At 45.4% G+C, this 21,535-nt stretch carries 16 protein-coding genes; 7 read left to right on the top strand and 9 right to left on the bottom strand.

Features of this window, described 5'->3' with window-relative positions; genetic code table 11:
• Positions 1 to 39 precede the first annotated feature (39 nt).
• On the bottom strand, positions 40 to 717 hold the full coding sequence (locus L4D12_RS12530) for a DUF3313 family protein (RefSeq protein ID WP_428448181.1): 678 nt from the start codon (positions 715 to 717) through the stop codon (positions 40 to 42).
• A 162-nt stretch (positions 718 to 879) separates the two neighbouring features.
• On the opposite strand from L4D12_RS12530, the gene L4D12_RS12525 reads away from it, so the two are divergent.
• The 4 genes from L4D12_RS12525 (at position 880) to L4D12_RS12510 (ending at position 4,031) form a co-directional block, all read left to right on the top strand.
• Complete coding sequence (locus L4D12_RS12525) at positions 880 to 1,647, top strand: adenosylcobinamide-GDP ribazoletransferase (RefSeq protein WP_428448180.1); 768 nt, start codon at positions 880 to 882, stop codon at positions 1,645 to 1,647.
• A 23-nt stretch (positions 1,648 to 1,670) separates the two neighbouring features.
• A complete protein-coding gene (gene cobO, locus L4D12_RS12520) occupies positions 1,671 to 2,276 on the top strand; it encodes a cob(I)yrinic acid a,c-diamide adenosyltransferase (protein WP_428448179.1) in 606 nt (201 codons plus the stop codon).
• A gap of 173 nt (positions 2,277 to 2,449) precedes the next feature.
• Positions 2,450 to 2,884, top strand: a complete 435-nt coding sequence (locus L4D12_RS12515; RefSeq protein ID WP_428448178.1) for a phosphate-starvation-inducible protein PsiE — start codon at positions 2,450 to 2,452, stop codon at positions 2,882 to 2,884.
• A gap of 694 nt (positions 2,885 to 3,578) precedes the next feature.
• Positions 3,579 to 4,031, top strand: coding sequence for a CBS domain-containing protein (locus L4D12_RS12510; protein WP_428448177.1), 453 nt, complete (start codon positions 3,579 to 3,581; stop codon positions 4,029 to 4,031).
• Positions 4,032 to 4,118: 87 nt separating this feature from the next.
• On the opposite strand, the gene L4D12_RS12505 is transcribed toward L4D12_RS12510, so the two are convergent.
• The 3 genes from L4D12_RS12505 to apbC all read right to left on the bottom strand — a co-directional run bounded on the left by L4D12_RS12505 (position 4,119) and on the right by apbC (position 8,368).
• Complete coding sequence (locus L4D12_RS12505; RefSeq protein ID WP_428448176.1) at positions 4,119 to 6,260, bottom strand: AsmA family protein; 2,142 nt, start codon at positions 6,258 to 6,260, stop codon at positions 4,119 to 4,121.
• A 167-nt stretch (positions 6,261 to 6,427) separates the two neighbouring features.
• Positions 6,428 to 7,072: a uridine kinase gene (gene udk, locus L4D12_RS12500; protein ID WP_428448175.1), complete on the bottom strand. Its 645-nt coding sequence runs from the start codon at positions 7,070 to 7,072 to the stop codon at positions 6,428 to 6,430.
• A 204-nt stretch (positions 7,073 to 7,276) separates the two neighbouring features.
• Positions 7,277 to 8,368 carry an iron-sulfur cluster carrier protein ApbC gene (gene apbC / locus L4D12_RS12495; protein WP_428448230.1) on the bottom strand — a complete coding sequence of 364 codons (1,092 nt, stop codon included), beginning with the start codon at positions 8,366 to 8,368 and terminating at the stop codon, positions 7,277 to 7,279.
• Positions 8,369 to 8,535: 167 nt separating this feature from the next.
• Between apbC and metG the strand changes: the two genes are divergently transcribed.
• Positions 8,536 to 10,587: a methionine--tRNA ligase gene (gene metG / locus L4D12_RS12490; protein WP_428448174.1), complete on the top strand. Its 2,052-nt coding sequence runs from the start codon at positions 8,536 to 8,538 to the stop codon at positions 10,585 to 10,587.
• A 288-nt stretch (positions 10,588 to 10,875) separates the two neighbouring features.
• Complete coding sequence (locus tag L4D12_RS12485; protein WP_428448173.1) at positions 10,876 to 11,736, top strand: hypothetical protein; 861 nt, start codon at positions 10,876 to 10,878, stop codon at positions 11,734 to 11,736.
• A gap of 50 nt (positions 11,737 to 11,786) precedes the next feature.
• Here L4D12_RS12485 and serS read toward each other — a convergent pair whose 3' ends face one another.
• From serS to lrp, 5 genes are all read right to left on the bottom strand, one after another.
• Complete coding sequence (serS, locus tag L4D12_RS12480) at positions 11,787 to 13,094, bottom strand: serine--tRNA ligase (RefSeq protein WP_428448172.1); 1,308 nt, start codon at positions 13,092 to 13,094, stop codon at positions 11,787 to 11,789.
• A gap of 127 nt (positions 13,095 to 13,221) precedes the next feature.
• Positions 13,222 to 14,562, bottom strand: a complete 1,341-nt coding sequence (locus tag L4D12_RS12475) for a replication-associated recombination protein A (protein ID WP_428448171.1) — start codon at positions 14,560 to 14,562, stop codon at positions 13,222 to 13,224.
• 144 nt (positions 14,563 to 14,706) lie between these two features.
• Positions 14,707 to 15,321: an outer membrane lipoprotein periplasmic chaperone LolA gene (lolA, locus tag L4D12_RS12470; protein WP_428448229.1), complete on the bottom strand. Its 615-nt coding sequence runs from the start codon at positions 15,319 to 15,321 to the stop codon at positions 14,707 to 14,709.
• A gap of 84 nt (positions 15,322 to 15,405) precedes the next feature.
• Positions 15,406 to 18,606: a DNA translocase FtsK 4TM domain-containing protein gene (locus L4D12_RS12465; protein ID WP_428448170.1), complete on the bottom strand. Its 3,201-nt coding sequence runs from the start codon at positions 18,604 to 18,606 to the stop codon at positions 15,406 to 15,408.
• A 259-nt stretch (positions 18,607 to 18,865) separates the two neighbouring features.
• A complete protein-coding gene (gene lrp / locus L4D12_RS12460; RefSeq protein ID WP_036832575.1) occupies positions 18,866 to 19,360 on the bottom strand; it encodes a leucine-responsive transcriptional regulator Lrp in 495 nt (164 codons plus the stop codon).
• A gap of 1,127 nt (positions 19,361 to 20,487) precedes the next feature.
• On the opposite strand from lrp, the gene trxB reads away from it, so the two are divergent.
• Complete coding sequence (gene trxB, locus L4D12_RS12455; RefSeq protein WP_428448169.1) at positions 20,488 to 21,447, top strand: thioredoxin-disulfide reductase; 960 nt, start codon at positions 20,488 to 20,490, stop codon at positions 21,445 to 21,447.
• The last annotated feature ends 88 nt before the right edge of the window (positions 21,448 to 21,535 follow it).

Below are 21,535 nucleotides of genomic sequence, written 5' to 3'. Positions count from 1 at the left end.
GGTCAGAGGGACGCAGGGTGCGTCTATAATTAAAAACTATTATGGGTTGTGACTGGCTTGATATGCAGATAACTGAATGAAATATACAATATCCTGCGTAAAACGGTCCACCATCTCTTCAATTTGCTCATATTTTAGCTTTTCGGTATCGTTTTCAAGTATATCTTTGGCAAGAAGAATACTCACTCGCTCAGCTAACACTTCTCCCGACAAGCTATCCACCAGCTGGGACTCCACCATTAACCGAACATTTCTATCCCGGGTCCCTAATAACGCTTTGGTACCACCAATAATGGCACCATAAGGCAACATTTCCGTGATTTTCAAATCTTCCATATCGGTACTGGCGCGGGTTATTTCAATATGCAGCGTCGCAGTGTGCTGATCTGGTGTATCAATAATCGCAATGCCTCTAGCGAGTTCGTCCGCAATAAGCATTGTCAACCGCTCCGAGACTCGTACTAACACCTTAACGGGTAGCTGGCGATCTTGACTTGCATCTTGGTTTAATCCAACGGGCATAACAATCAATTTATTATAATCAGAAGCGTTCAACCGAGGTGACACCCACTGCAAACCTGTCGCATCTTCAATGTATTCAACTTCAACCAGCTGATTGCTATTGACTATCTTTGATGCAGCTTGTTCTTCCACTGTCGGCAGCCGACTGGAGCATCCCACTAACAAGCCCATAATTGCGAATATAAGATAGCGCATACTTTCTCCATAAAGTCATCAATTCAATATACAGCATGATATACCGTTTGATTTTATCAGGCTAGTTTTTAAGCAATAAACTTAACTGGCGTCACACCCTAGTTTCAAGTAACGTAGCATGGGTATTTAGCCTTGTATTACATCTAGTTAGGGTCACACAAAATGAAACAACAATGGCAAACGTTTTTAGTTTCACTGGCATTTTTTACTCGAATCCCTATTCCAGCAGATATTCCCTATTCACCAGAGCGACTTAATCATGCTAATCGCTATTTTGCCCTTGTCGGGATCATCGTTGGATTATGCAGTGCGGGCGTATTATGGCTAGCTCAACTACTATTACCGGTTCAGGTCGCGGTTATCTTAGCAATGGCTACCAGCCTGCTCCTTACTGGGGCTTTTCATGAGGATGGATTAGCAGACGTTTTCGATGGATTTGGTGGTGGTTGGCTCCCAGAGCAAAAACTCGACATCATGAAAGATTCCCGCCTCGGGACTTACGGTGCGGCAGCGCTCTTCGTCACACTCGGGATTAAATGGGCAAGCCTCTCTGCGATAGCCGAACATTCACCCGCCATGGCCATGATGGCATTGGTCTGTCTTCATTGCCTCAGCCGCGCCATTTCTGCCAGCTTAATTTTTAGCTACCCCTATGTCCGTCTCGATGAACAAAGCAAAGTCAAACCCTTGGCCAATCAGCAGAGTCCACAAGATTTATGGGTTTTAATTTTCACGAGTTTCGCTATATTGCTGCTATTACCTCTCACTATTGCGATCGTATTAACCGTCGTCCTGCTTCTCGTACGATATGCTTGCGGGATCTGGTTTCAACGGCAGCTAGGCGGCTATACTGGCGACTGCCTTGGCGCTGCACAGCAACTGGCTGAACTCGCCGGCTACCTGGTCATATTAGCAGCCATATCGTACTAACAGCATAATGAATAAGGAATAAAATGGTCGACCAATCTCATAAGGAAGGGCGTTACCAAGCCCGCCAAGAAAAAGTGAAGGCAGAAATCGACGCACGTGTAGAAGCGGCACAAGAAGAAAAAGGCTTGTTTCTACTGATCACGGGTAACGGAAAAGGCAAGTCTACATCAGGTTTTGGCACGATTGCGCGCGCAGTCGGGCATGGTCAAACTTGCGGTGTAGGCCAATTTATCAAAGGCACCTGGGATTGTGGTGAGCGCGCGTTGCTTGAACAACACGGGGTTAATTTCGCGGTGATGGCTACCGGTTTTACATGGGAAACACAAAATAAAAAATCGGATACATTAGCCGCACAAGAGACCTGGACTGAATGTAAGAAGATGCTGGCTGATGCTCGCTACGATATCATATTACTTGATGAACTAACCTATATGGTCACGTATGGCTATATTGAGCTGGATGAGGTGATTGACGCGATTAACAACCGACCTAAAATGCAATCAGTCATTGTCACCGGCCGTGGTGCACACCGCTCTCTGATTGAGCTGGCTGATACGGTTTCCGAAGTGCGCAATGTTAAGCATGCTTTTGAAAGCGGAGTCAAAGCACGTAAAGGGGTTGATTGGTAGTTACCAAACTGACCGCCAAAATCATCTGCAACATTCATCAAGGGGCTGTTACCAGTAACACCCCTTATCTGTCTTGTACCCAGCCAGATGAATCAATAATGAAGCACGTTGATCCTGCATCTAACCATCACTCGGTATATAATGCGAAAAAATAATACTTAAAAGGTTTACACATGCCTTCGCATTTACCAAAAACATTCAGTCGTCCTTTTCTTAAGCTCTTCCACATTCTTGAAGCTATCTTGCTGGTTGCGATCACGCTCTCGACCATCGTTGCCATGCTCAGTGAATTCATTCATGTCTTCACCAATAAACAAATTTTACTGACAGATATACTGTTGATGTTCATCTATCTGGAAGTGCTGGCTATGGTTCAGCAATTTATCACCAATGGTAAAATACCAGTCCGCTACCCTATTTATATCGCTATCATGGCAATCGCCCGCTATATCACCCTCGGGATGAAAGAGCTGGATGGAATTTATGTCGTTTGGCTTGCTGTTGCTGCCTTTATTCTTGCAGCCGCGACGCTGATCATTCGAGTCGGGCACCATTATTGGCCCTATGAAGAGATCTCTGATCCGTCGAAACGACAATCAGATGATTAATTGATAGCAAAAAGGAGCGAATAATCGCTCCTTTTTATGTAATAACTGATGAGTGCAATACGCCTTCATCTATTTAGTTTTTTGTTTTGCTGTGTTTCTTTTTATAGAATTCTAAGGCTTTTTTTACTGCCTTTTCATGCATCCTTGCCCTTAGCATATCCAAATCAAGCTTGTTCATTGCTCACCTCTTACGAGTCATTTGATATCACCTGGGTATACCTACAATATACAACCTGAACTGAAACTTGCGCTCAGAAATGTTCTGAAAACAGCTGAATGTTTAAATTCAATGACAAAGAAACAAAAACAATGAAAGTAAATATATAAACCAACCTCAAGACAGAATTAATATTGGTGAAATTTTATATCTATCATGATTAAATGGCGCACTCTGAACGGTGGCAGAGATTTGCATCAAAATCTTGATTACCCAGTAATCTTAACCACAGTGCTGGCAGATAATCCATCATACCCAATCGAAGATCAATGACCACTAACACCTTATTTCGCTGTTCATATTGCACAACCTCTGGGTGAAGTTTTCGAGCATTGTGGATAGATATAAAGCATCATTTTATTTACCCATTCAATATTGAACAATCGTAAAAACCCAAGGTTGCTCGCAGTTCAGGATAGTGATATTCGCTAGGGTAAATCAGGCAACATCCATTCACTCTGACAAAGGGAAGATGCAATGCCAACAAAAGTGTCTGAATACATGACTCAAAAAGTAATCACCATTCAGCCTGATGCCGGTGTAAGAGAGGCTTTTTTCTTAATGAAAGACGAAACGATCCGGCACTTACCGGTCGTTGACAACGTGGGAACGCTCGTCGGTATTATCAGTGATCGTGAACTTCGACGCCCAGGCTGGGTTGATGAATCGCCTGACATTGGCCACGATTATCATTTAACGGATGATCTCCAAATCCAAGATGTCATGTGTAAAGATATTATTCATGTTCGTACCTACGATTCTTTAACGAAAGCCATCGGCACAATCCTTGATAATCACGTCGGGGCTGCCCCCGTTCTCAATAAAGCCGACGAATTGGTTGGTATGTTATCGGCTGTCGACTTACTAAAAGCCTTTCAGGCCACGTTGGAACACCAGAAATCGGTCAAGAAAAAAAAACTTAACGCCTAAAAGGTGTTAGTTGCATACCTTAAAAAGGGCTTGCCAATGGCAAACCCTTTATACCCAATCGATCACCTAAGATGAAAAACAAGATGGTTAGTTAAAGAGCCCTTTAAGCAATTTATCTGCGGCATTCTTGAGATCTTCATCTTTTGCTTTATCACCAAACAGTTTGTCCAAACCTCGCTGGACTTCCTTCTTCGCTTTCTTTTCCAACTCATTGTTTTGCTTTAATAACTGAGCAATATTTAGCGAGAAAGCCGGCTTAGTCCAATTTCCTTTCACATCAATCGGTACCGTCAGATCAGCAACATCGTCAACTTCTTTACCACCTTGCCCCTTCGTTGTTGCAACAACCGAGGTATTGATCGTGAAGTCAATCGTTTCAGAAACAAGATTGGTCGCCCCTTGCCCTGCAATACGCAATAACGGTGAATTAACATCCAAATTATGTGTCGAAGCGATCCCCTTCCCTAGCGTGAAAGTCGCACTCATCGCAGAGAAATCTGTTTTCTTCGCTTCTTTTACATATTTTGCTTTTTTGCCCTTCAGTGTTGCTCTCGCTTCGCGGATCATCTCCGGAATATTGATCCCATAGATGGCGCCATCTGCAAAATGAATATCAACCGTACCCGCTATGTTTTCGCGAATACGAGATTGTGCCAACCCTCGACCGCTGAGTTGCACAGAAATGTCACCTTGACCCGCAAGTACGTCATTATTAATAACATCAACCAATAAAGGCTGCACTTGCACCCCTTTGATATCATTGGTTATACGGTAAGTTGGCAATTTACCATTAGCATTAATTTTTGCCTTGGCTTGAATTTCACCTTGATACAGCTTGGCATACAGTTTTTTCAGATCTAACACACCTTGCTTGATCTGCACATCCATCAGCACATCGCTCATTTTGGCATTTGCGGCTGTCAACTGACCAATTGCAACTGTCCCCGCGAGATCCACCGTCTTCACTGCTGACAAGTCCGGTTCTTGGTCTTTATCCGCCTCTGATTTTGTATCATCACTTGGGGTTGAAGCCGTGTCGTTCTCTGCAGAAGAAGCAGCCCCTTCTTGCTTTGCCTTACCCGTCCCCAAAAACGCATCCACATCAATATTGTCGGAAGCCAATGCAAAGCGGATCACCGGAATATCGGCCGCTTGGAATGACCCTTTACCCGTTACCGCCAACTCATCAATACTGGCAGTCATACGCGCCAATTTGGCCAGCCCACGGCTAAGTTGATAGCTGGCATCAGCATCAAGTTTTAACGTCATTTTAGGACGAGGGAGTGTCTTACCTGCAAGATCAGCGGCAACAACCAACTTTTCCAATGAGATATTGTCGATGGCTTTATTGACTTTAAGCTGTGTTGAACCTTGGGTATCAAAGGCCAGATCGGGTACTTGCCCTTTAATGGAAAACTCAACGTTCGACCACTCGCCAAACTGGAATTTATCCATTGCTAAAGTGAAAGCTTCAATATTATTTAGCTTGTCTTGCGCGGATGCAGATAACTTCAGGTCTTTAACCTCGGCGCTGTCGAATGTCTTGGCAATCATCAGCTCGGTTTCACCGGTTGCGCTAAACCCAAGTTCACCGCTTTTACCATTAACATCAAACGTGGCTTTCGCCCACTCGCCAGGCGCAAAATGGCTTAATGAAAAATTAAACTGGTCAATTTCGGTTTGACTGCCCGCCTTATCGTCACGGATCATCGCGCTAGCATCGACTATTTCGACACCTTCCAATGAAATGGCCCATGGTTTTTGGGTCGCTGTATCAGATTTTGGTTCAGATTCTGTCGCTGCTGGCTCACCAGAAGGGTGTTTTCCCGGTGCTTTTTTATTACCAATACCATCAAGATTACTTACCCCTGACGCCAAGGTTTGGATAAAAACATGGCCTCCCAGCAAACTAACATTTCCAATTTCAAGCTGTTGCGAGAACAATGGCATAACAGAGACAGACAGTTCCGCACGATCGAATTGCACCATATTAGGTTCAGCAAAACCCGCAGGGTTACGAAAAGCGGTTTTACCGATATCAAAACCAATACTCGGAAAGAAGCGCCAATCAATATCGCCTTCAATGACTAAATCACGACCGGTATTTTTTTTCACTTGCTCAGCAATTAGCGGCTTAAACTGATTTGGATCCACTAACGCCAGCAAAGCGGCAATACCAATCACAGCAAGCAATACCACGGCGAGTAAGGCAAAGAGTATTTTTTTCATTCTATCCCCATCTTTTCCATGTTCTACGTATCCACATCCCCCCAACGAGGACTGGATAAAATCTTAACGCTTTTTATAACAACAATTAGCCAAAAAAAATAGGCAACCATGAGGTTGCCTGATGAATTACTGAAATAAAAAAGGCTGACACTGTCAGCCTTTTCATTTTAAGCGTGTAGCAATTTGTCGATATGCGCTTTAAGCACATCAATCGCGATACGGTTCTTACCGCCACGAGGGACAATGATGTCCGCATACTGCTTTGATGGCTCAATAAATTGCATAAACATCGGACGTACTGTCTTCTGATACTGCTTCAATACTGATTCCATTGTGCGATCACGTTCAGCGACATCACGCTGAAGACGACGAAGCAGACAGATATCCAACGGGGTATCCATAAATACACTGGCGTGCATCAATTCGCGAAGACGTGGATCCGTTAGCAACAGAATACCTTCCAGAATGATCACTTTCTTCGGTGTCATTGTGGTGGTTTCTTCCATGCGAGTATGCTCGCTATAGCTGTACTGTGGAACTTCAACCGCTTTACCCTGAATAAGCATTTCAAGATGATCACAAAGCAGATCGTGATCCAATGCATTCGGGTGATCGTAGTTGGTCTTTACCCGGTTTTCCATGCTCAGGTGACTTTGATCGTTGTAGTAACAATCTTCTGTAATAACACCGATCTGATGATCGCCGACTTTTTCTCTCAGTTCTTTGTAAACTGTGCTGGCAATCAGACTTTTACCGGATGCAGAGGCACCTGCAATACCGATAATAACGCATTGGTGTGTGTGTTCAGACATATCAGAAAGCACCTGTAAAACAACGTGACTTGGTGGAAACACCGATTTAAATGCTCATTGCCAATGGTAAATATCAGTAGCAATGAAGCGAATAGGCATAAATAAACCGCATGATTATAGGCAGATGTGCAAGTAGAAGCCAGCAAAAATGCGACATCTGCTATATTTGATTATAAACTCATCAGCTTAGGCGGAAGCAACGGTTTACATTGTACGAATTGTGATCTGCTCTGCTACTGGCATGCCCTGCCAATATAATCGGCTAGCCACTGACCCTGCTAACAGAATATACGCCTGTGCTTGCTCAGACTCCGGTGATGCCGCCACGGTTGGTTTACCGTTATCAATATCTTCGCGAATTTTAATATGCAGCGGCAGCTGAGCCAGCATTGGTACTGCGTATTCCTTCGCCATGCGCGCTGCTCCACCCGTGCCAAAAATCGGCTCATGGTGACCACAATTACTGCAAATGTGATAACTCATATTTTCTACCACGCCCAATACTGGCACATCGACCTTATTGAACATGCTGACCCCTTTAATCGCATCTGCTAACGCCAAATCTTGCGGGGTGGTGACCACCACGGCTCCAGTCACCGGGATCTGCTGGGCCAATGTCAGTTGAATATCACCAGTACCGGGTGGCATATCAATCACTAAATAATCAAGATCCGGCCACCAGGTTTCATTAATGATCTGCGACAATGCCTTCGATGCCATTGGCCCACGCCAAATCGTCGCACTGTCGGCAGGGACCAGATAGCCCACTGAATTGGTGTATAAGCCACACGACTCAATCGGCATCATCATTTTGCCATCAGGCGATTGCGGTTTCTCATTCACGGAGCCCAACATCAGCGGCACTGAGGGGCCATAGATATCAGCGTCTAATAGACCCACTTTGGCACCCTGTGCTTGTAAACCCAGCGCGAGGTTCACAGAGGTAGTCGATTTTCCAACCCCACCTTTAGCCGAGCTCACCACAATAATATTCTTAACGCCTTTAAGGGGTGACTTATCACCCGTTGCTAGAGGAGCGACACGACAAGAAACAACAAAATGGGCATCATGCGGAATATGCTGCAGCTGCTGTTGAGTGATAATCCATTGTTCCAGCAGTTCTGCAACCGTATTAGCAGCAAAAGGAAGAACGATTGAAATCTGACCGTCGGCAGAAACCGAAACGACGTTGGGCGTATCAGCCCATTCATTGTGCAGCCAAGGATGTTCAAACTGATTCAGCCAGCAGGTAATATCTGCAACAGTTTCGAAACGAATAATTGAGTCACGACTCATGGTTTTCAACGCTCCATTTTTACTCATTCCCTTCATCCTATCACCAATGCCTCGCTATCGCCCCTGTTTACCCTGAATTACCACAGATCCTCCTAGGCAATATGCTGTCCATCAGGTAATATTTAACGCTACGTTTTTATTACCCATCATGAGCGAAAGACAACATTATGGCTGCAAATCCAAGAAAAATTCTGGTGACCTGCGCCCTACCGTACGCTAACGGTTCTATCCACTTGGGTCACATGCTTGAGCATGTACAAGCGGATATTTGGGTGCGCTATCAGCGCCTTCGCGGCAACGAAGTTCATTTCATCTGTGCAGACGATGCACACGGTACTCCAATCATGCTTAAGGCCCAGCAGATGGGTATGGAACCTGAGCAGATGATCGCCGAAGTGAGCAAAGAGCACCAAGCTGACTTTGCGGGCTTCGATATTAGCTTTGACAACTACCACAGCACACACTCTGAAGAGAACCGTGAGCTGGCATCATTTGTCTATACCCAGCTTAAAGACAAGGGCTTTATCACTAGCCGCACTATTTCTCAGCTGTTTGACCCTGAGAAAGAGATGTTCCTACCTGACCGTTTCGTCAAAGGTACTTGTCCTAAGTGTAAAGCTGAAGATCAGTACGGCGATAACTGTGACAACTGTGGCGAAACCTACAGCCCGACCGATTTGATCAACCCTAAGTCTGCGGTTTCTGGTGCCACACCAGTGATGAAAGACTCAGAGCATTTCTTCTTCGACCTGCCTCAATTTGAAGGCATGCTAAAAGAGTGGACCACATCAGGTGCGCTTCAGGACGAAACTGCAAACAAAATGCAAGAGTGGTTCGAGTCTGGTCTGCAGCAATGGGATATCTCCCGCGATGCACCCTACTTCGGTTTTGAAATCCCAGGTGAAACTGGCAAATACTTCTACGTATGGCTAGATGCGCCAATCGGCTACATGGGCTCATTCAAGAACCTGTGCGACAAGCGTGATGATCTGAACTTTGATGAGTTCTGGAATAAAGACAGCTCAACAGAGCTTTACCACTTCATCGGTAAAGATATCGTTTACTTCCATAGCCTGTTCTGGCCAGCCATGCTTGACGGTGCTGGACTACGTAAACCAAACAATGTATTTGTTCACGGCTACGTAACGGTCAACGGCGCGAAGATGTCTAAGTCAAAAGGTACCTTCATTAAGGCAGGTACTTACCTTCAGCATCTTGATCCTGAATGCCTGCGTTACTACTACGCAGCGAAGCTGAACAACCGTATTGACGATCTGGATCTTAATCTTGAAGACTTCACCCAGCGTGTAAACAGCGATGTCGTAAACAAGATTGTTAACCTAGCGTCTCGTAATGCTGGCTTTATTGCTAAGCGTTTCGATGGCATGCTTTCTGAGCGTTGTGCTGAACCTGCTCTATACGCGGAATTTGTCGCAGCCGCAGATCGCATTGGTGCACTTTACGAATCACGCGAATATGGCCGTGCCATTCGTGAGATCACTGCACTGGCTGACAAAGCTAACCAGTATGTTGATGAAAAAGCCCCTTGGGTTGTCGCAAAAGAAGAAGGTAAAGACCTGGAGCTGCAGGAAATCTGCTCGATGGGTATTAACCTGTTCCGCGTGTTGATGGCTTACCTGAAACCAGTAATGCCTAACCTGACCGAGCGCACAGAAGCATTCCTGAATGAAACACTGACTTGGGAATCTATTGCTCAGCCACTGACTAACCATGAAGTGACTAAGTTCAAAGCACTGTTTAACCGTATTGATCCTAAGCACGTAGAAGCAATGGTTGAGTCTTCAAAAGAAGATGCAGCCGCTGAAATGGCAGCAAAAGAACAAGCAGAAGCGGCGAAAAATGTGACCGAACTGAGCAAAGAGCCAATTGAAGCAGAAATCGAATTTGACGATTTTGCTAAAGTTGACCTTCGTATCGCGAAGATTGTGTCTTGTGAGGCGGTGCCAAAAGCGGACAAACTACTTAAATTCCAATTGGATATTGGCGGTGAAATGCGTCAGGTATTCTCTGGTATTAAGTCTGCTTATACGCCAGAGGAACTGGTTGGTAAACACACTGTAATGGTAGCCAACCTAAAACCACGCAAGATGAAGTTCGGCATGTCTGAAGGCATGATCCTAGCTGCAGGCCCTGGTGGTAAAGATCTATGGATCCTTGAACCACACGAAGGCGCTCAGCCTGGCATGCGTGTCATGTAAACTGAGATGATCCGAGCTGACTAAAAGGCCCTTATGGGCCTTTTTTATACCATGCTCATTATGTAATACTCGTGGTTAATAACAGGCTGATTACTCTTATCCAGCTTCCTCTGCACCAAAAATGATCGTACCTTGCACCAATTGCATTCGCGGCACAAACCAAACTCTCTCGTAAATAATATAATTCATTGATTTTTTACGATTTAAAAATAACGTCAAAACAATAACTCTCAGGCATAGAAATTGCAGAACCCCTTATTCCACTGAAAGATATGGGCTGGATGCTTTATGCTATTTTTGATTATTTCTGTTTGCGCACTGAGTCTGATCGTCGGCATATTTGTTGTCCAGACAAAAAAGAATCACCATTTTTTACAAAGCCGCTTCAATCAAATTATCGGACTCAGGCAGTTAATTCATCTACTTCGTTTTCATCGACGTCATGCACATCAGATTCTCACTCAAGACAATAATCCAACTCAATCTCAACCTGTCATCCATGCGGAGTCCATGGCGATACAAGCTTTGCTGCAAAGCTTAATTACTCAAACAGATACCAGTAGCAAACCAATGTATCGAATCTTGCAAAAACGCATTACTACCCTGCTAAGTGATTGGCCTAAATACTCACTACTGCGAAATCAATCATCCCATGGGAAAGCGATTCGTCACGTCCTATACCTTATTGATGATATCCTGACACAGAGTTTACTTGCTACAGACAAGCAATATTTATTACACCAATATCAAACAGTCTGGCCGATCACGTTAAATGCCATCGATAGCCTGAGTCGATTTCGCTACACCATTCATAACTACACCGCTGACAGTAGTGCAATGGAAAAAGAATTATTGCTACATACACAGATTCTTAAACGCCGACTGAACCAGATGGTGCTGTCAAAAAGCAATGCTATTCCACCATTACTGATCGAATCACTCTTTGCCCAGTTTAATGAAATTGACTTAAAAAATAGTCATGGCCGCCAAGCCAATAGAGAACTGTACGCGCTTTCTTTACAAATCTCCGACACGCTCTTCAACTTATTTGACAATGTGTTAATTGATATTGCCAATGAGGTCTCGGTGAAGCTACCAAGCATCTCGCCGACAGAGAATAGAGTCGGCAGCAAACTTGAAAGGATATAAAAAAACCGGCTACTTAGCCGGTTTTTAATGTCTCTACACTATCTGGATAGTTATCCGATATGTGTTGCATTACCCATGTACTGACGTAGTACTTCAGGAATACGAATACGGCCGTCAGCTTCTTGGTTATTCTCAAGAATAGCCACCATAGTACGACCAACAGCAAGACCTGAGCCATTCAGAGTGTGAACCAATTCTGGTTTCTTCTCACCCTTACGACGGAAACGCGCTTGCATACGACGCGCCTGGAAATCCCACATGTTTGAGCATGATGAAATTTCACGGTACGTTTCTTGAGCTGGAACCCAGACTTCAAGATCATAAGTCTTCGCTGAACCAAAGCCCATATCACCAGTACACAGCACAACTTTACGGTAAGGCAGTTCTAGCAGCTGAAGTACTTTCTCAGCGTGGCCAGTCAGCTCTTCAAGCGCAGCCATTGAATCTTCAGGGCGAGTGATCTGAACCAATTCAACTTTGTCAAACTGGTGCATACGGATCAAACCGCGAGTATCACGACCATAAGAGCCTGCCTCTGAACGGAAACAAGGGGTATGTGCTGTCATCTTAATAGGTAACTCAGCCTCTTCGCTGATGGTATCACGCATTAAGTTGGTTACAGGTACTTCAGCCGTTGGGATCAGTGATAGAACACGCGGTTCCTCGTCATTCACTTTTTCCGTTAGTGGCTGAGTGTGGAATAGATCGGCACCAAACTTAGGCAGCTGACCTGTACCAAACAAGCTATCAGAATTCACAAGGTACGGTACATACATTTCCGTATAACCGTGTTCGTCCGTGTGTAGGTCAAGCATGAATTGAGCAATTGCACGGTGAAGACGGGCAAATTTACCTTTCATCACGATAAAACGGGCACCGGTGATTTTCACCGCGCTCGCAAAATCAAGACCACCAGCCAGTTCGCCTAGGTCAACGTGATCTTTTACTTCAAAATCGTAAGATTTCGGCTCACCCCAGCGGCAAATCTCAACGTTTTCATTTTCGTCTTTGCCTACAGGCACAGAGTCGTCTGGCAGGTTAGGGACTGTCTGAGTAATAGCATCTAGCTCTGACTGCAGAGCAGAAAGTGCTTTTTTCGCTTCATCCAGTTCAGAACCTAGGTTACCGACTTCAGCAAGGATACGCTCAGCTTCTTCGTGATCGCCCTTCGCTTTTGCTTGGCCAATGGACTTCGATCGCGAATTACGCTGTGCCTGAAGCTCTTCAGTTTGAACCTGAAGTGACTTACGTTTTTCTTCTAGGGAACGTAGTAACTCAACATCAAGAGTGAAACCACGGCGCGCTAATTTTTCGGCTGTTGCGTCCAGCTCAGTTCGAAGTAATTTAGAATCTAGCATGCTAATCCTGTGCTCATAATGCTCTAAAGTGCATATTATTTAACCAAGTTGCTGGCTAAATAATTTTTTGTTCAGAAGACGTTAGAAAACCTAACGCTAGTGGGTCAACAATACCCAAAAAGCCCTATTATTGATAGCGCTTTAACGTGCTTTTTACGTCTAATGAAGCAAGATAATCTAACTTTTCTGAAATTTTAGTTTCCAAGCCGCGATTTGACGGTTGATAATAACGCGTACCCGCTAGCTCTGGCGGAAAGTAACATTCCCCTGCCGCATACGCACCCGGCTCATCGTGGGCATAGCGGTATTCTTGGCCATAACCCAGCTCTTTCATCAGCTTAGTCGGCGCATTGCGCAGATGATGTGGCACTTCATAGTCAGGATGATTGGCGGCATCCAGCTTTGCTTGGTTAAACGCGGTATAGACTGCATTACTTTTGGGTGCACTGGCCAAATAAACAATCGCCTGAGCAATTGCCCGTTCCCCTTCGTAAGCACCCACTCGAGTAAAACAATCCCAAGCAGATACCGCGACTTGCATCGCGCGCGGATCGGCATTACCGATATCTTCTGAGGCGATAGCCAATAAGCGTCGGGCCACATACAACGGGTCGCACCCGGCCTGTAGCATTCGCGCAAACCAGTATAATGCCCCATCAGGGCTGGAGCCTCGAATGGATTTATGCACCGCTGAAATCATGTCGTACCACAAATCGCCCTTGTTATCGAAGCGACCAATTTTCTCTCCGGCCACATCCGCTAACAGGGCCAACGTAATTTGTTTATACCCCTGACTGTCTTCGTCAGCCATATCGATGATCTGCTCAAGGTAATTGAGCGACATTCTTGCGTCGCCATTCACCAGCTCCGCCAATCTCACTTTAACATCATCAATAAAATGTAATTTTGTTTCGCTAACCCCGCGCTCTTGATCCGCCAGTGCCTGCTCAATCACTTCTAGGATCTCATCATTTTCGAGTGATTTCAGCTTATACACTCTCGCCCGCGACAGCAGTGCATTATTCAGCTCAAACGACGGATTTTCCGTTGTTGCTCCAATAAAGGTCACAGTACCATCTTCAATATGGGGGAGAAATGCGTCCTGCTGGCTTTTATTAAAACGATGTACCTCATCCACAAACAAAATGGTACGACGTCCTGCCATTTTATTATCTCGTGCCTTATCAATTGCGGCACGTATATCTTTGACGCCAGAGGTCACCGCAGACACTCGTTCCACTTCAGCATTCGCGTAATGTGCCGCCACTTCAGCTAACGTTGTTTTTCCTGTCCCCGGAGGACCCCAGAGGATCATTGAATGTAAGTGACCGGCTTCTAATGCTCGGCGCAACGGTTTACCTTCGCCTAAGATATGCTGCTGGCCAATATATTCCTGCACAGTCCGGGGGCGCATACGGGCAGCCAGCGGACGGAAGTCTGATGAAAAATCCAGGCTGAAGTTATTCAAGGTCATGATTCCTTAAAAACAAAATTAGGCGGCACGTTGGTGCCACCTAAATAACAGTATCGAGTATCGAGTATCGAGTATCAGTGTGATATATCAATCACCAATGTCAACTCATCCCCTCTCGAATGCTGAGTAGCAAACTAATCAATTACGTTGATCATCTAGCTCGACACCTTTTGGTGGTGTAAAGGTAAACATGTTCGCTGCAGGGATTTTTTTATCAAAGTGCGTAAAGGTGAAGTTACTGCGTTGGCCGTCTTGCTCAATCACAGAGAACCCTCGAACATCACCGCTCTTGGCCACTGTTACCACAAATTTCCCCATAGAGGATGCGCTGCTTTTTGGCGTCAACGTAAAAGTATCTGCGGTTTGAGCAACATTATACTTCTGCCAATCGGCGCTACTGTTACGCGTCAAAAGCACAAAGGGAGTTTGATCGGTGGCATCATCCAACCACATTGCAGTGACCTGTTCAATGAATGGGCTGTAGTACCACAATGTTTTACCGTCTGAGATTAAGATATTTTCATCCGGTGTTTCAGTGTTCCAGCGAAACAGATTAGGTCGCTTAATCGACACATCACCGTCACCTTCCATCAATACCTTTCCTTCAGGACTAATCACCGTTTGGCTAAAATCGGCACTGAATGCATTAACTTTTCCCAAGCGGGTACTGAGTTCTTGCTGTGGATTTGCCATAGCTTGGGTGGAAAGCATCATCGGAGCTGCAATCAACACGCTGAATACGACTTTCTTCATCATTGTATTAAAAACCTTCTGGTTAATTGCCAGCTCACAGCAAAAGAGCTGGCTTAATCATTATTCTAGTGCAAAACAGCGACATTAATCACGCTGCTGCGGTGGTGGTGCCAGCACTTCACGGTTACCATTATGGCCGGGAGTACTCACGATACCATGCGCCTCTAGCTGCTCAACAATCCGTGCCGCACGGTTATAGCCAATTTTGAACTTACGCTGCACACCGGATACCGATCCGCGGCGCGTTTCAGCAACAAAAGCCGCAACCTCATCAAACAGCTGATCGAGATCATCTTCACTGGCAACCGGAGCTTCACCGGGTAATAAGCCATCAGAACCTTGGTCTGCCTCTAAGATCCCTTCAATATACTGTGGCTTACCGCGCGCCTTCCAATCATTAACAACATTGTGCACATCGTCGTCAGAGGCAAAGGCACCATGTACTCGCACCGGATGGTTTTGGCCGGCCGGCAAATACAGCATATCCCCCATACCCAGTAGCGACTCTGCGCCACCTTGGTCAAGAATGGTGCGTGAGTCAGTTTTCGTCGATACCGTAAAGGCCATACGACTTGGAATATTCGCCTTGATCAGACCGGTGATCACATCCACCGACGGACGCTGGGTTGCCAGTACCAAATGGATACCCGCCGCACGTGCTTTCTGGGCCAAACGAGCGATCAGTTCCTCTACTTTCTTACCGACCACCATCATCATGTCGGCAAATTCATCGACAATCACAACGATACTTGGCATTTTCTCTAGTAGAGGAGCGAACTCATCCATACTGTCGCCCGGTTTCCATAACGGATCATGAATCGGATGACCTGCAGCTGCCGCTTCTTGCAATTTGTCGTTAAAGCCCGCCAAATTACGCACTCCAACCGCAGCCATCAATTTATAACGACGTTCCATTTCACCGACACACCAACGCAGGGCGTTGCTGGCATCTTTCATATCGGTTACCACTTCTGTCAAAAGATGTGGAATCCCTTCATAAATCGAGAGTTCCAACATTTTCGGATCGATCATAATGAAACGACAATCTTCCGGCTTACACTTATACAGTAAGCTCAAAATCATCACGTTTACACCGACCGACTTACCAGAACCGGTTGTACCCGCCACCAGCAAATGAGGCATTTTGCTCAGATCAGCTACAACGGCCTCACCTGCAATGTCGTAACCCAATACGATCGGCAATGCACTATTTTTATGCTGGAAATTATCACTGGCTACCACCTGCGACATGTACACGGTTTCACGGTTAACATTCGGCAATTCAAGACCGATATAAGGTTTACCCGGAATAACTTCAACCACTCGTACAGCCGACGCGGACAAGGCCCGCGCCAAGTCTTTCGATAAACCGGAAATCCGACTCACTTTTACACCTGGAGCCAAATCCAGCTCGTAACGAGTAATCACAGGACCAGGATAAACCCCAACGACCTTAGCCTTGATCTTATAATCAGCTAGCTTAGACTCAACCAGCATCGCCGTCTGCTTCAACTCTTCTTCGCTGGCTGGTTCGACGTTCTGCTTCGCCGGAGCCAGCAGATCCACCGTTGGCATCGGACTTGTCGGTACCGGCAAATCAGCCTCTCTTTTCATCAAGAAAGGATTGTCTAAGCCTGCAGCATGAGCCTGTGCCTTCTGTGCATCCCGAATTTTTTTAAGGAATGCTTCTTCATCACTTAACTCGTCTTCGTGACTACTTCCGCGCTCTGCACGCTCCAGCTCTGACATGCCATCCTGGACACCAATTTCGATATTATGTGCCGGAGCAACATCAGGTTCCGCATTTAATGGGTGAGATACCGTTTCAATAACCGTTGGCGTAACCCGAGTTACCTCAGTCTCAACAGGCTCGATGCACTCTGCCTCGTCACAATATACTGCTTCTGTTATATCAGCAGTCATGTGAACAGGATGTGAATCCTCACGCTCAGCCGTGGCCTGAGTATCTATGTATGGATCGTATGCTTGTTGTATTACCCCTTCAGCAGCGGCTACAGGCGCTGATAAAACAGGCTCGATCGGCATCTCGACCGATATCGGTAGATTATGACTTTGCTGCAACGCCCCGATATCTTCCCGATTATCCTGCCGTTGTTCCTTATCTTCCTGCGGTAACATCACCGTCTCGTTATCCTCCGATGCTAAAACAGTGGCATTGGTCACCGTTACGGTCGGGGTAACATCGTCAATATTGACGGTGAAATTTTCGTCTTTCTCCAGCGCTCGCTCAAGTTCTGCAATGGTCATGCCTTTAGCTTGCATCGTTGAATGAATAGCGACAGGTTCGACAGGCTCTGCCACAACAGCCTGAACGGTCGGTTGTTGCACCGTCTGAACAGCGACGGGTTGGCGCTGAGGCATAACAATAACCGGACCTGTGTCGTTATCTGGTTCGCGCTGAATAGTGTTGTCCTGCGTATCTTGAATGGCAATATGGCTAAACTGCGGCTCCTGACGAGAAAACAAGTTACGATCATTAACGTCAGATTTTTCTACCGGGTTAGCGGCAGCGGTATAGCTGCTAGACGCTAAAAGCGCATCGTCAGCATCAGGCTCTTCAGCCATTTGCTGAACTAAATGACGTCCAAATTCTGTATTCTGCTCATCGGGAATATCCGTCGCAAACGGAGATAATGTTTCTGACTTATCGGCGCGTACCTTATTTAGCCCCCAAGCCAATGCAGCCAACACACTCTCCCCTAACGTATCCACGATAGTCAACCATGAAATACCCGTGAATAAGGTAAACCCAACGGCCCAAGCAAACATCAGAACAAGCGTTGCCCCTAGTAGGTTAAAGAGTGGCAGGGCCATATTCGACACCACATCCCCTATCACGCCACCTGACGAGAAATACCAAATATCATCAAAGTTGAGATCCGCTAAACCGCAGCTTGTCACAAACAGGAGCAACAGCCCGAGTAATCGTGTACCGTAGATCATGTAATCCACCTTAAACGGCTGCTCTCTACGACGAAATAAAATCCAGGCGGCTAAAATAATGACTGCAGGTAAAGGGTATGCGAGTGAGCCCAAGGTAAACAATAATGTATCGGCCACCAAGGCACCCAAAGCTCCCCCTTTGTTCTGTACTGGCCCTTCCCAAGCTGTCTGGGACCAAGAAGGGTCAGCAGGATCAAAACTGATGAGCGCAACCATAATAAAAATTGCTGACAAAATGCCAATAATCAAAAAGCTTTCCAGTAAGCGCTGTCCCCCGGAAAGGCGCGATTGGGGCTGTTTCTTGCCCTTAACTTTCCTCAAAAAACACTCCAATATAACAAATGATGAACGTCTGGCATTATCCTAAACAAGGTAGCGCCCATTATTATAAATAAAGAAATTGGCTGACCAGATCCGTAATGCCTTATCTTATACTAAATGCGAGCTATTTTTGCCATTATGCTGCTAAGGGAAGGTAAAGAGTTGGTGATTTTTCAGATAATGAGGGGAAAATCCGCGCCTAAAACAAATCAAGCGGCTCATTTAGGCCGCTTGATCTATACTATCTCAACACGAAAACTTAACGTGTCTTGATAACCAAGTTATTTGTCTGCTTAACTTCTTCCATAACCACATAAGTACGGGTATCGTTTACACCAGGTAGACGAAGCAGAGTTTCCCCCAGCAACTTACGGTATGCCGACATATCTGATACACGTGTTTTAAGCAGGTAGTCAAAATCACCGGAAACAAGATGACATTCCTGAATGTCTTCTAGCTCCTGAACCGACTTATTAAACTGCTCAAACACATCTGGTGCGCCACGGTTCAACGTGATTTCTACAAACACCAAGAGCGATGCATCTAGATATTGCGGATTTAAAAGTGCTGTGTAGCCACTAATGTAGCCTTGGCGCTCTAGACGACGCACTCGTTCAAGACACGGCGTTGGGGATAAGCCTACACGCTTGGATAACTCAACATTTGAAATCCGACCGTCTTTTTGAAGCTCATTCAATATGTTGCGGTCAATACGATCCAATTCCTTGGATGGTTTTTTCTTGGTATCTACCATTTTTTATTCCACCTTCTTACTTCCTTGCAAAAAAATATACTACAACTTTCTAATTTTTAGAATCAAATACTCTAATAGTCAAACTATAATGCTAGTAGGACTGTATTTACATCCTTGTCAATAGACAATCATACTAAAGGCCAAGAGAGATACAGGATTATCATTTGATACCCTTTATACAATCAACCATCACCAATACTGCCGTTTCTGTTCTGAACGCTGGCAATGCTTGTAAAAGACCTTTATTGGCCGTCACATCTTCGTTATCACCCCAACTATCACAAGGATCAAGCTGCTAAACTCTGACGATAAAAATGCTGGCGCTGTGATTATTTCTAACGCTAATGAAGTTTTTACCAGATCAGAGATGATTGTCAAAGTAAAAGCGCTTCAAGCAGTAGAAAGATTCATGCATTTTAATGGATAAATATTAATCATTTCTCTTCATCTTGCACCAGATTATCAACAAACTAAAGGCCTAATTAACAGCAACGTAACTTGATCCCTGACATCACCATTACCGTTCCCTTAAACAAATCCCCGATTTTAGTACCCGTTACGAAAATCACCGGGAGAATGTACATCCATACACGCGCCTAATTCCTAGAAAATAATCATGATAGCCACGATGCGCTCAGCCTCATTTTCCCAATAATGCTAACTTGGTGTGATTAACCACGGTGAACATGATGACAGTTGGCATAATCCGAATCGATGCTATTCCCTTGAGGAATCGTTGTGTTAGAGAGAGAAATCACAGCAAAAATGTCGATGACAAAGTAAAACGCTGCTATTACAGCGTTGACTGCTTCGGTAATGGTTATCAGCATGCATTAATACTGTTTTCCACTATAACCCTCAGCCATTACTTATAATGAAATGATATAGAGAATTCGAACATCACTATCGCCGAGGATGCTCTGAGTACTCCACGTACTAACAAATCCACACCGTCATTGCCCCTTATCGCTGCTCTCTGAAGCGAGCATCTTGAGGTGGCTTAAATATGGATAGGCAACATTTACGGAATATCAGCACACAGAAATCCCTCTTTCAATACCGTCCCAATTTACCTACAATCAGCCTTCACATAAGAATAATATTATTTTAGTTAGCCTGGAGAAGAAATGAGTAACGTAAGACATTGTAAACTGCTCATCCTTGGTTCTGGCCCTGCAGGTTATACTGCAGCAGTCTATGCAGCTCGAGCCAACCTGAATCCGGTAATGATTACAGGTATGCAGCAAGGTGGTCAGCTGACAACCACAACGGAAGTTGAGAACTGGCCAGGTGATGCTGAAGGCCTGACTGGCCCAGCACTGATGGAACGCATGAAAGCGCATGCTGAACGCTTTGATACCGAAATCATTTACGACCATATTAACGAAACTGACTTTAGCCAGCACCCATTCCGCCTAAAAGGCGATAGTGGTGAGTACACCTGTGATGCGTTAATTCTGGCAACTGGCGCATCAGCCAAATACCTTGGTCTCGAGTCAGAGGATGCCTTTAAAGGCCGTGGCGTTTCTGCCTGTGCAACCTGTGATGGTTTCTTCTATCGCAACCAAAAAGTCGCGGTTGTGGGTGGCGGTAATACCGCGGTTGAAGAAGCGCTTTACCTGTCAAATATCGCTTCTGAAGTTCACTTAATCCACCGCCGTGATACCTTCCGTTCAGAGAAGATCCTTATCAAGCGACTGATGGATAAAGTTGAAAATGGCAATATCATCCTTCATACCGATCGTACCTTAGATGAAATTCTAGGGGATGATATGGGCGTTACTGCTGTACGTATCAAAGATACGCAATCTGACAACACTGAAACTATTGACGTCATGGGTGCCTTTATTGCTATCGGCCACCAGCCAAATACCGCTATTTTTAACGGCCAGCTAGAGATGCATAACGGCTATATCAAAGTGCAATCCGGCACCGATGGTAACGCCACTCAAACCAGCGTAGAAGGTATCTTCGCCGCAGGTGATGTGATGGATCATAGCTACCGTCAGGCAATTACCTCTGCAGGAACCGGCTGTATGGCCGCTCTGGATGCAGAACGCTATCTCGACGCTTTAGAACAACAATAATAATTTGAATATTCCAAGTTATCTCAATGTGCAGCATTTAGGGCTCATTGAGGCAACTTGGGGTTACCCCGCCCCCCTTCTTGGGTGG

Origin of the sequence: Photobacterium nomapromontoriensis (assembly GCF_050336815.1) — a bacterium.
In the GTDB taxonomy this organism is placed as follows: domain Bacteria; phylum Pseudomonadota; class Gammaproteobacteria; order Enterobacterales; family Vibrionaceae; genus Photobacterium; species Photobacterium nomapromontoriensis.
This window is presented reverse-complemented; position numbering and strand designations above follow the sequence as displayed.

What these genes read in the sequence shown, in the direction of transcription:
- L4D12_RS12530 (WP_428448181.1), bottom strand. Translation starts at nt 717, where the DNA reads ATGCGCTATCTTATATTCGCAATTATGGGCTTGTTAGTGGGATGCTCC.
- serS (WP_428448172.1), bottom strand. Translation starts at nt 13,094, where the DNA reads ATGCTAGATTCTAAATTACTTCGAACTGAGCTGGACGCAACAGCCGAA.
- apbC (WP_428448230.1), bottom strand. Translation starts at nt 8,368, where the DNA reads ATGAGTCGTGACTCAATTATTCGTTTCGAAACTGTTGCAGATATTACC.
- L4D12_RS12485 (WP_428448173.1), top strand. Translation starts at nt 10,876, where the DNA reads ATGCTATTTTTGATTATTTCTGTTTGCGCACTGAGTCTGATCGTCGGC.
- lrp (WP_036832575.1), bottom strand. Translation starts at nt 19,360, where the DNA reads ATGGTAGATACCAAGAAAAAACCATCCAAGGAATTGGATCGTATTGAC.
- lolA (WP_428448229.1), bottom strand. Translation starts at nt 15,321, where the DNA reads ATGAAGAAAGTCGTATTCAGCGTGTTGATTGCAGCTCCGATGATGCTT.
- L4D12_RS12510 (WP_428448177.1), top strand. Translation starts at nt 3,579, where the DNA reads ATGCCAACAAAAGTGTCTGAATACATGACTCAAAAAGTAATCACCATT.
- metG (WP_428448174.1), top strand. Translation starts at nt 8,536, where the DNA reads ATGGCTGCAAATCCAAGAAAAATTCTGGTGACCTGCGCCCTACCGTAC.
- L4D12_RS12525 (WP_428448180.1), top strand. Translation starts at nt 880, where the DNA reads ATGAAACAACAATGGCAAACGTTTTTAGTTTCACTGGCATTTTTTACT.
- udk (WP_428448175.1), bottom strand. Translation starts at nt 7,072, where the DNA reads ATGTCTGAACACACACACCAATGCGTTATTATCGGTATTGCAGGTGCC.
- L4D12_RS12505 (WP_428448176.1), bottom strand. Translation starts at nt 6,260, where the DNA reads ATGAAAAAAATACTCTTTGCCTTACTCGCCGTGGTATTGCTTGCTGTG.
- L4D12_RS12515 (WP_428448178.1), top strand. Translation starts at nt 2,450, where the DNA reads ATGCCTTCGCATTTACCAAAAACATTCAGTCGTCCTTTTCTTAAGCTC.
- trxB (WP_428448169.1), top strand. Translation starts at nt 20,488, where the DNA reads ATGAGTAACGTAAGACATTGTAAACTGCTCATCCTTGGTTCTGGCCCT.
- cobO (WP_428448179.1), top strand. Translation starts at nt 1,671, where the DNA reads ATGGTCGACCAATCTCATAAGGAAGGGCGTTACCAAGCCCGCCAAGAA.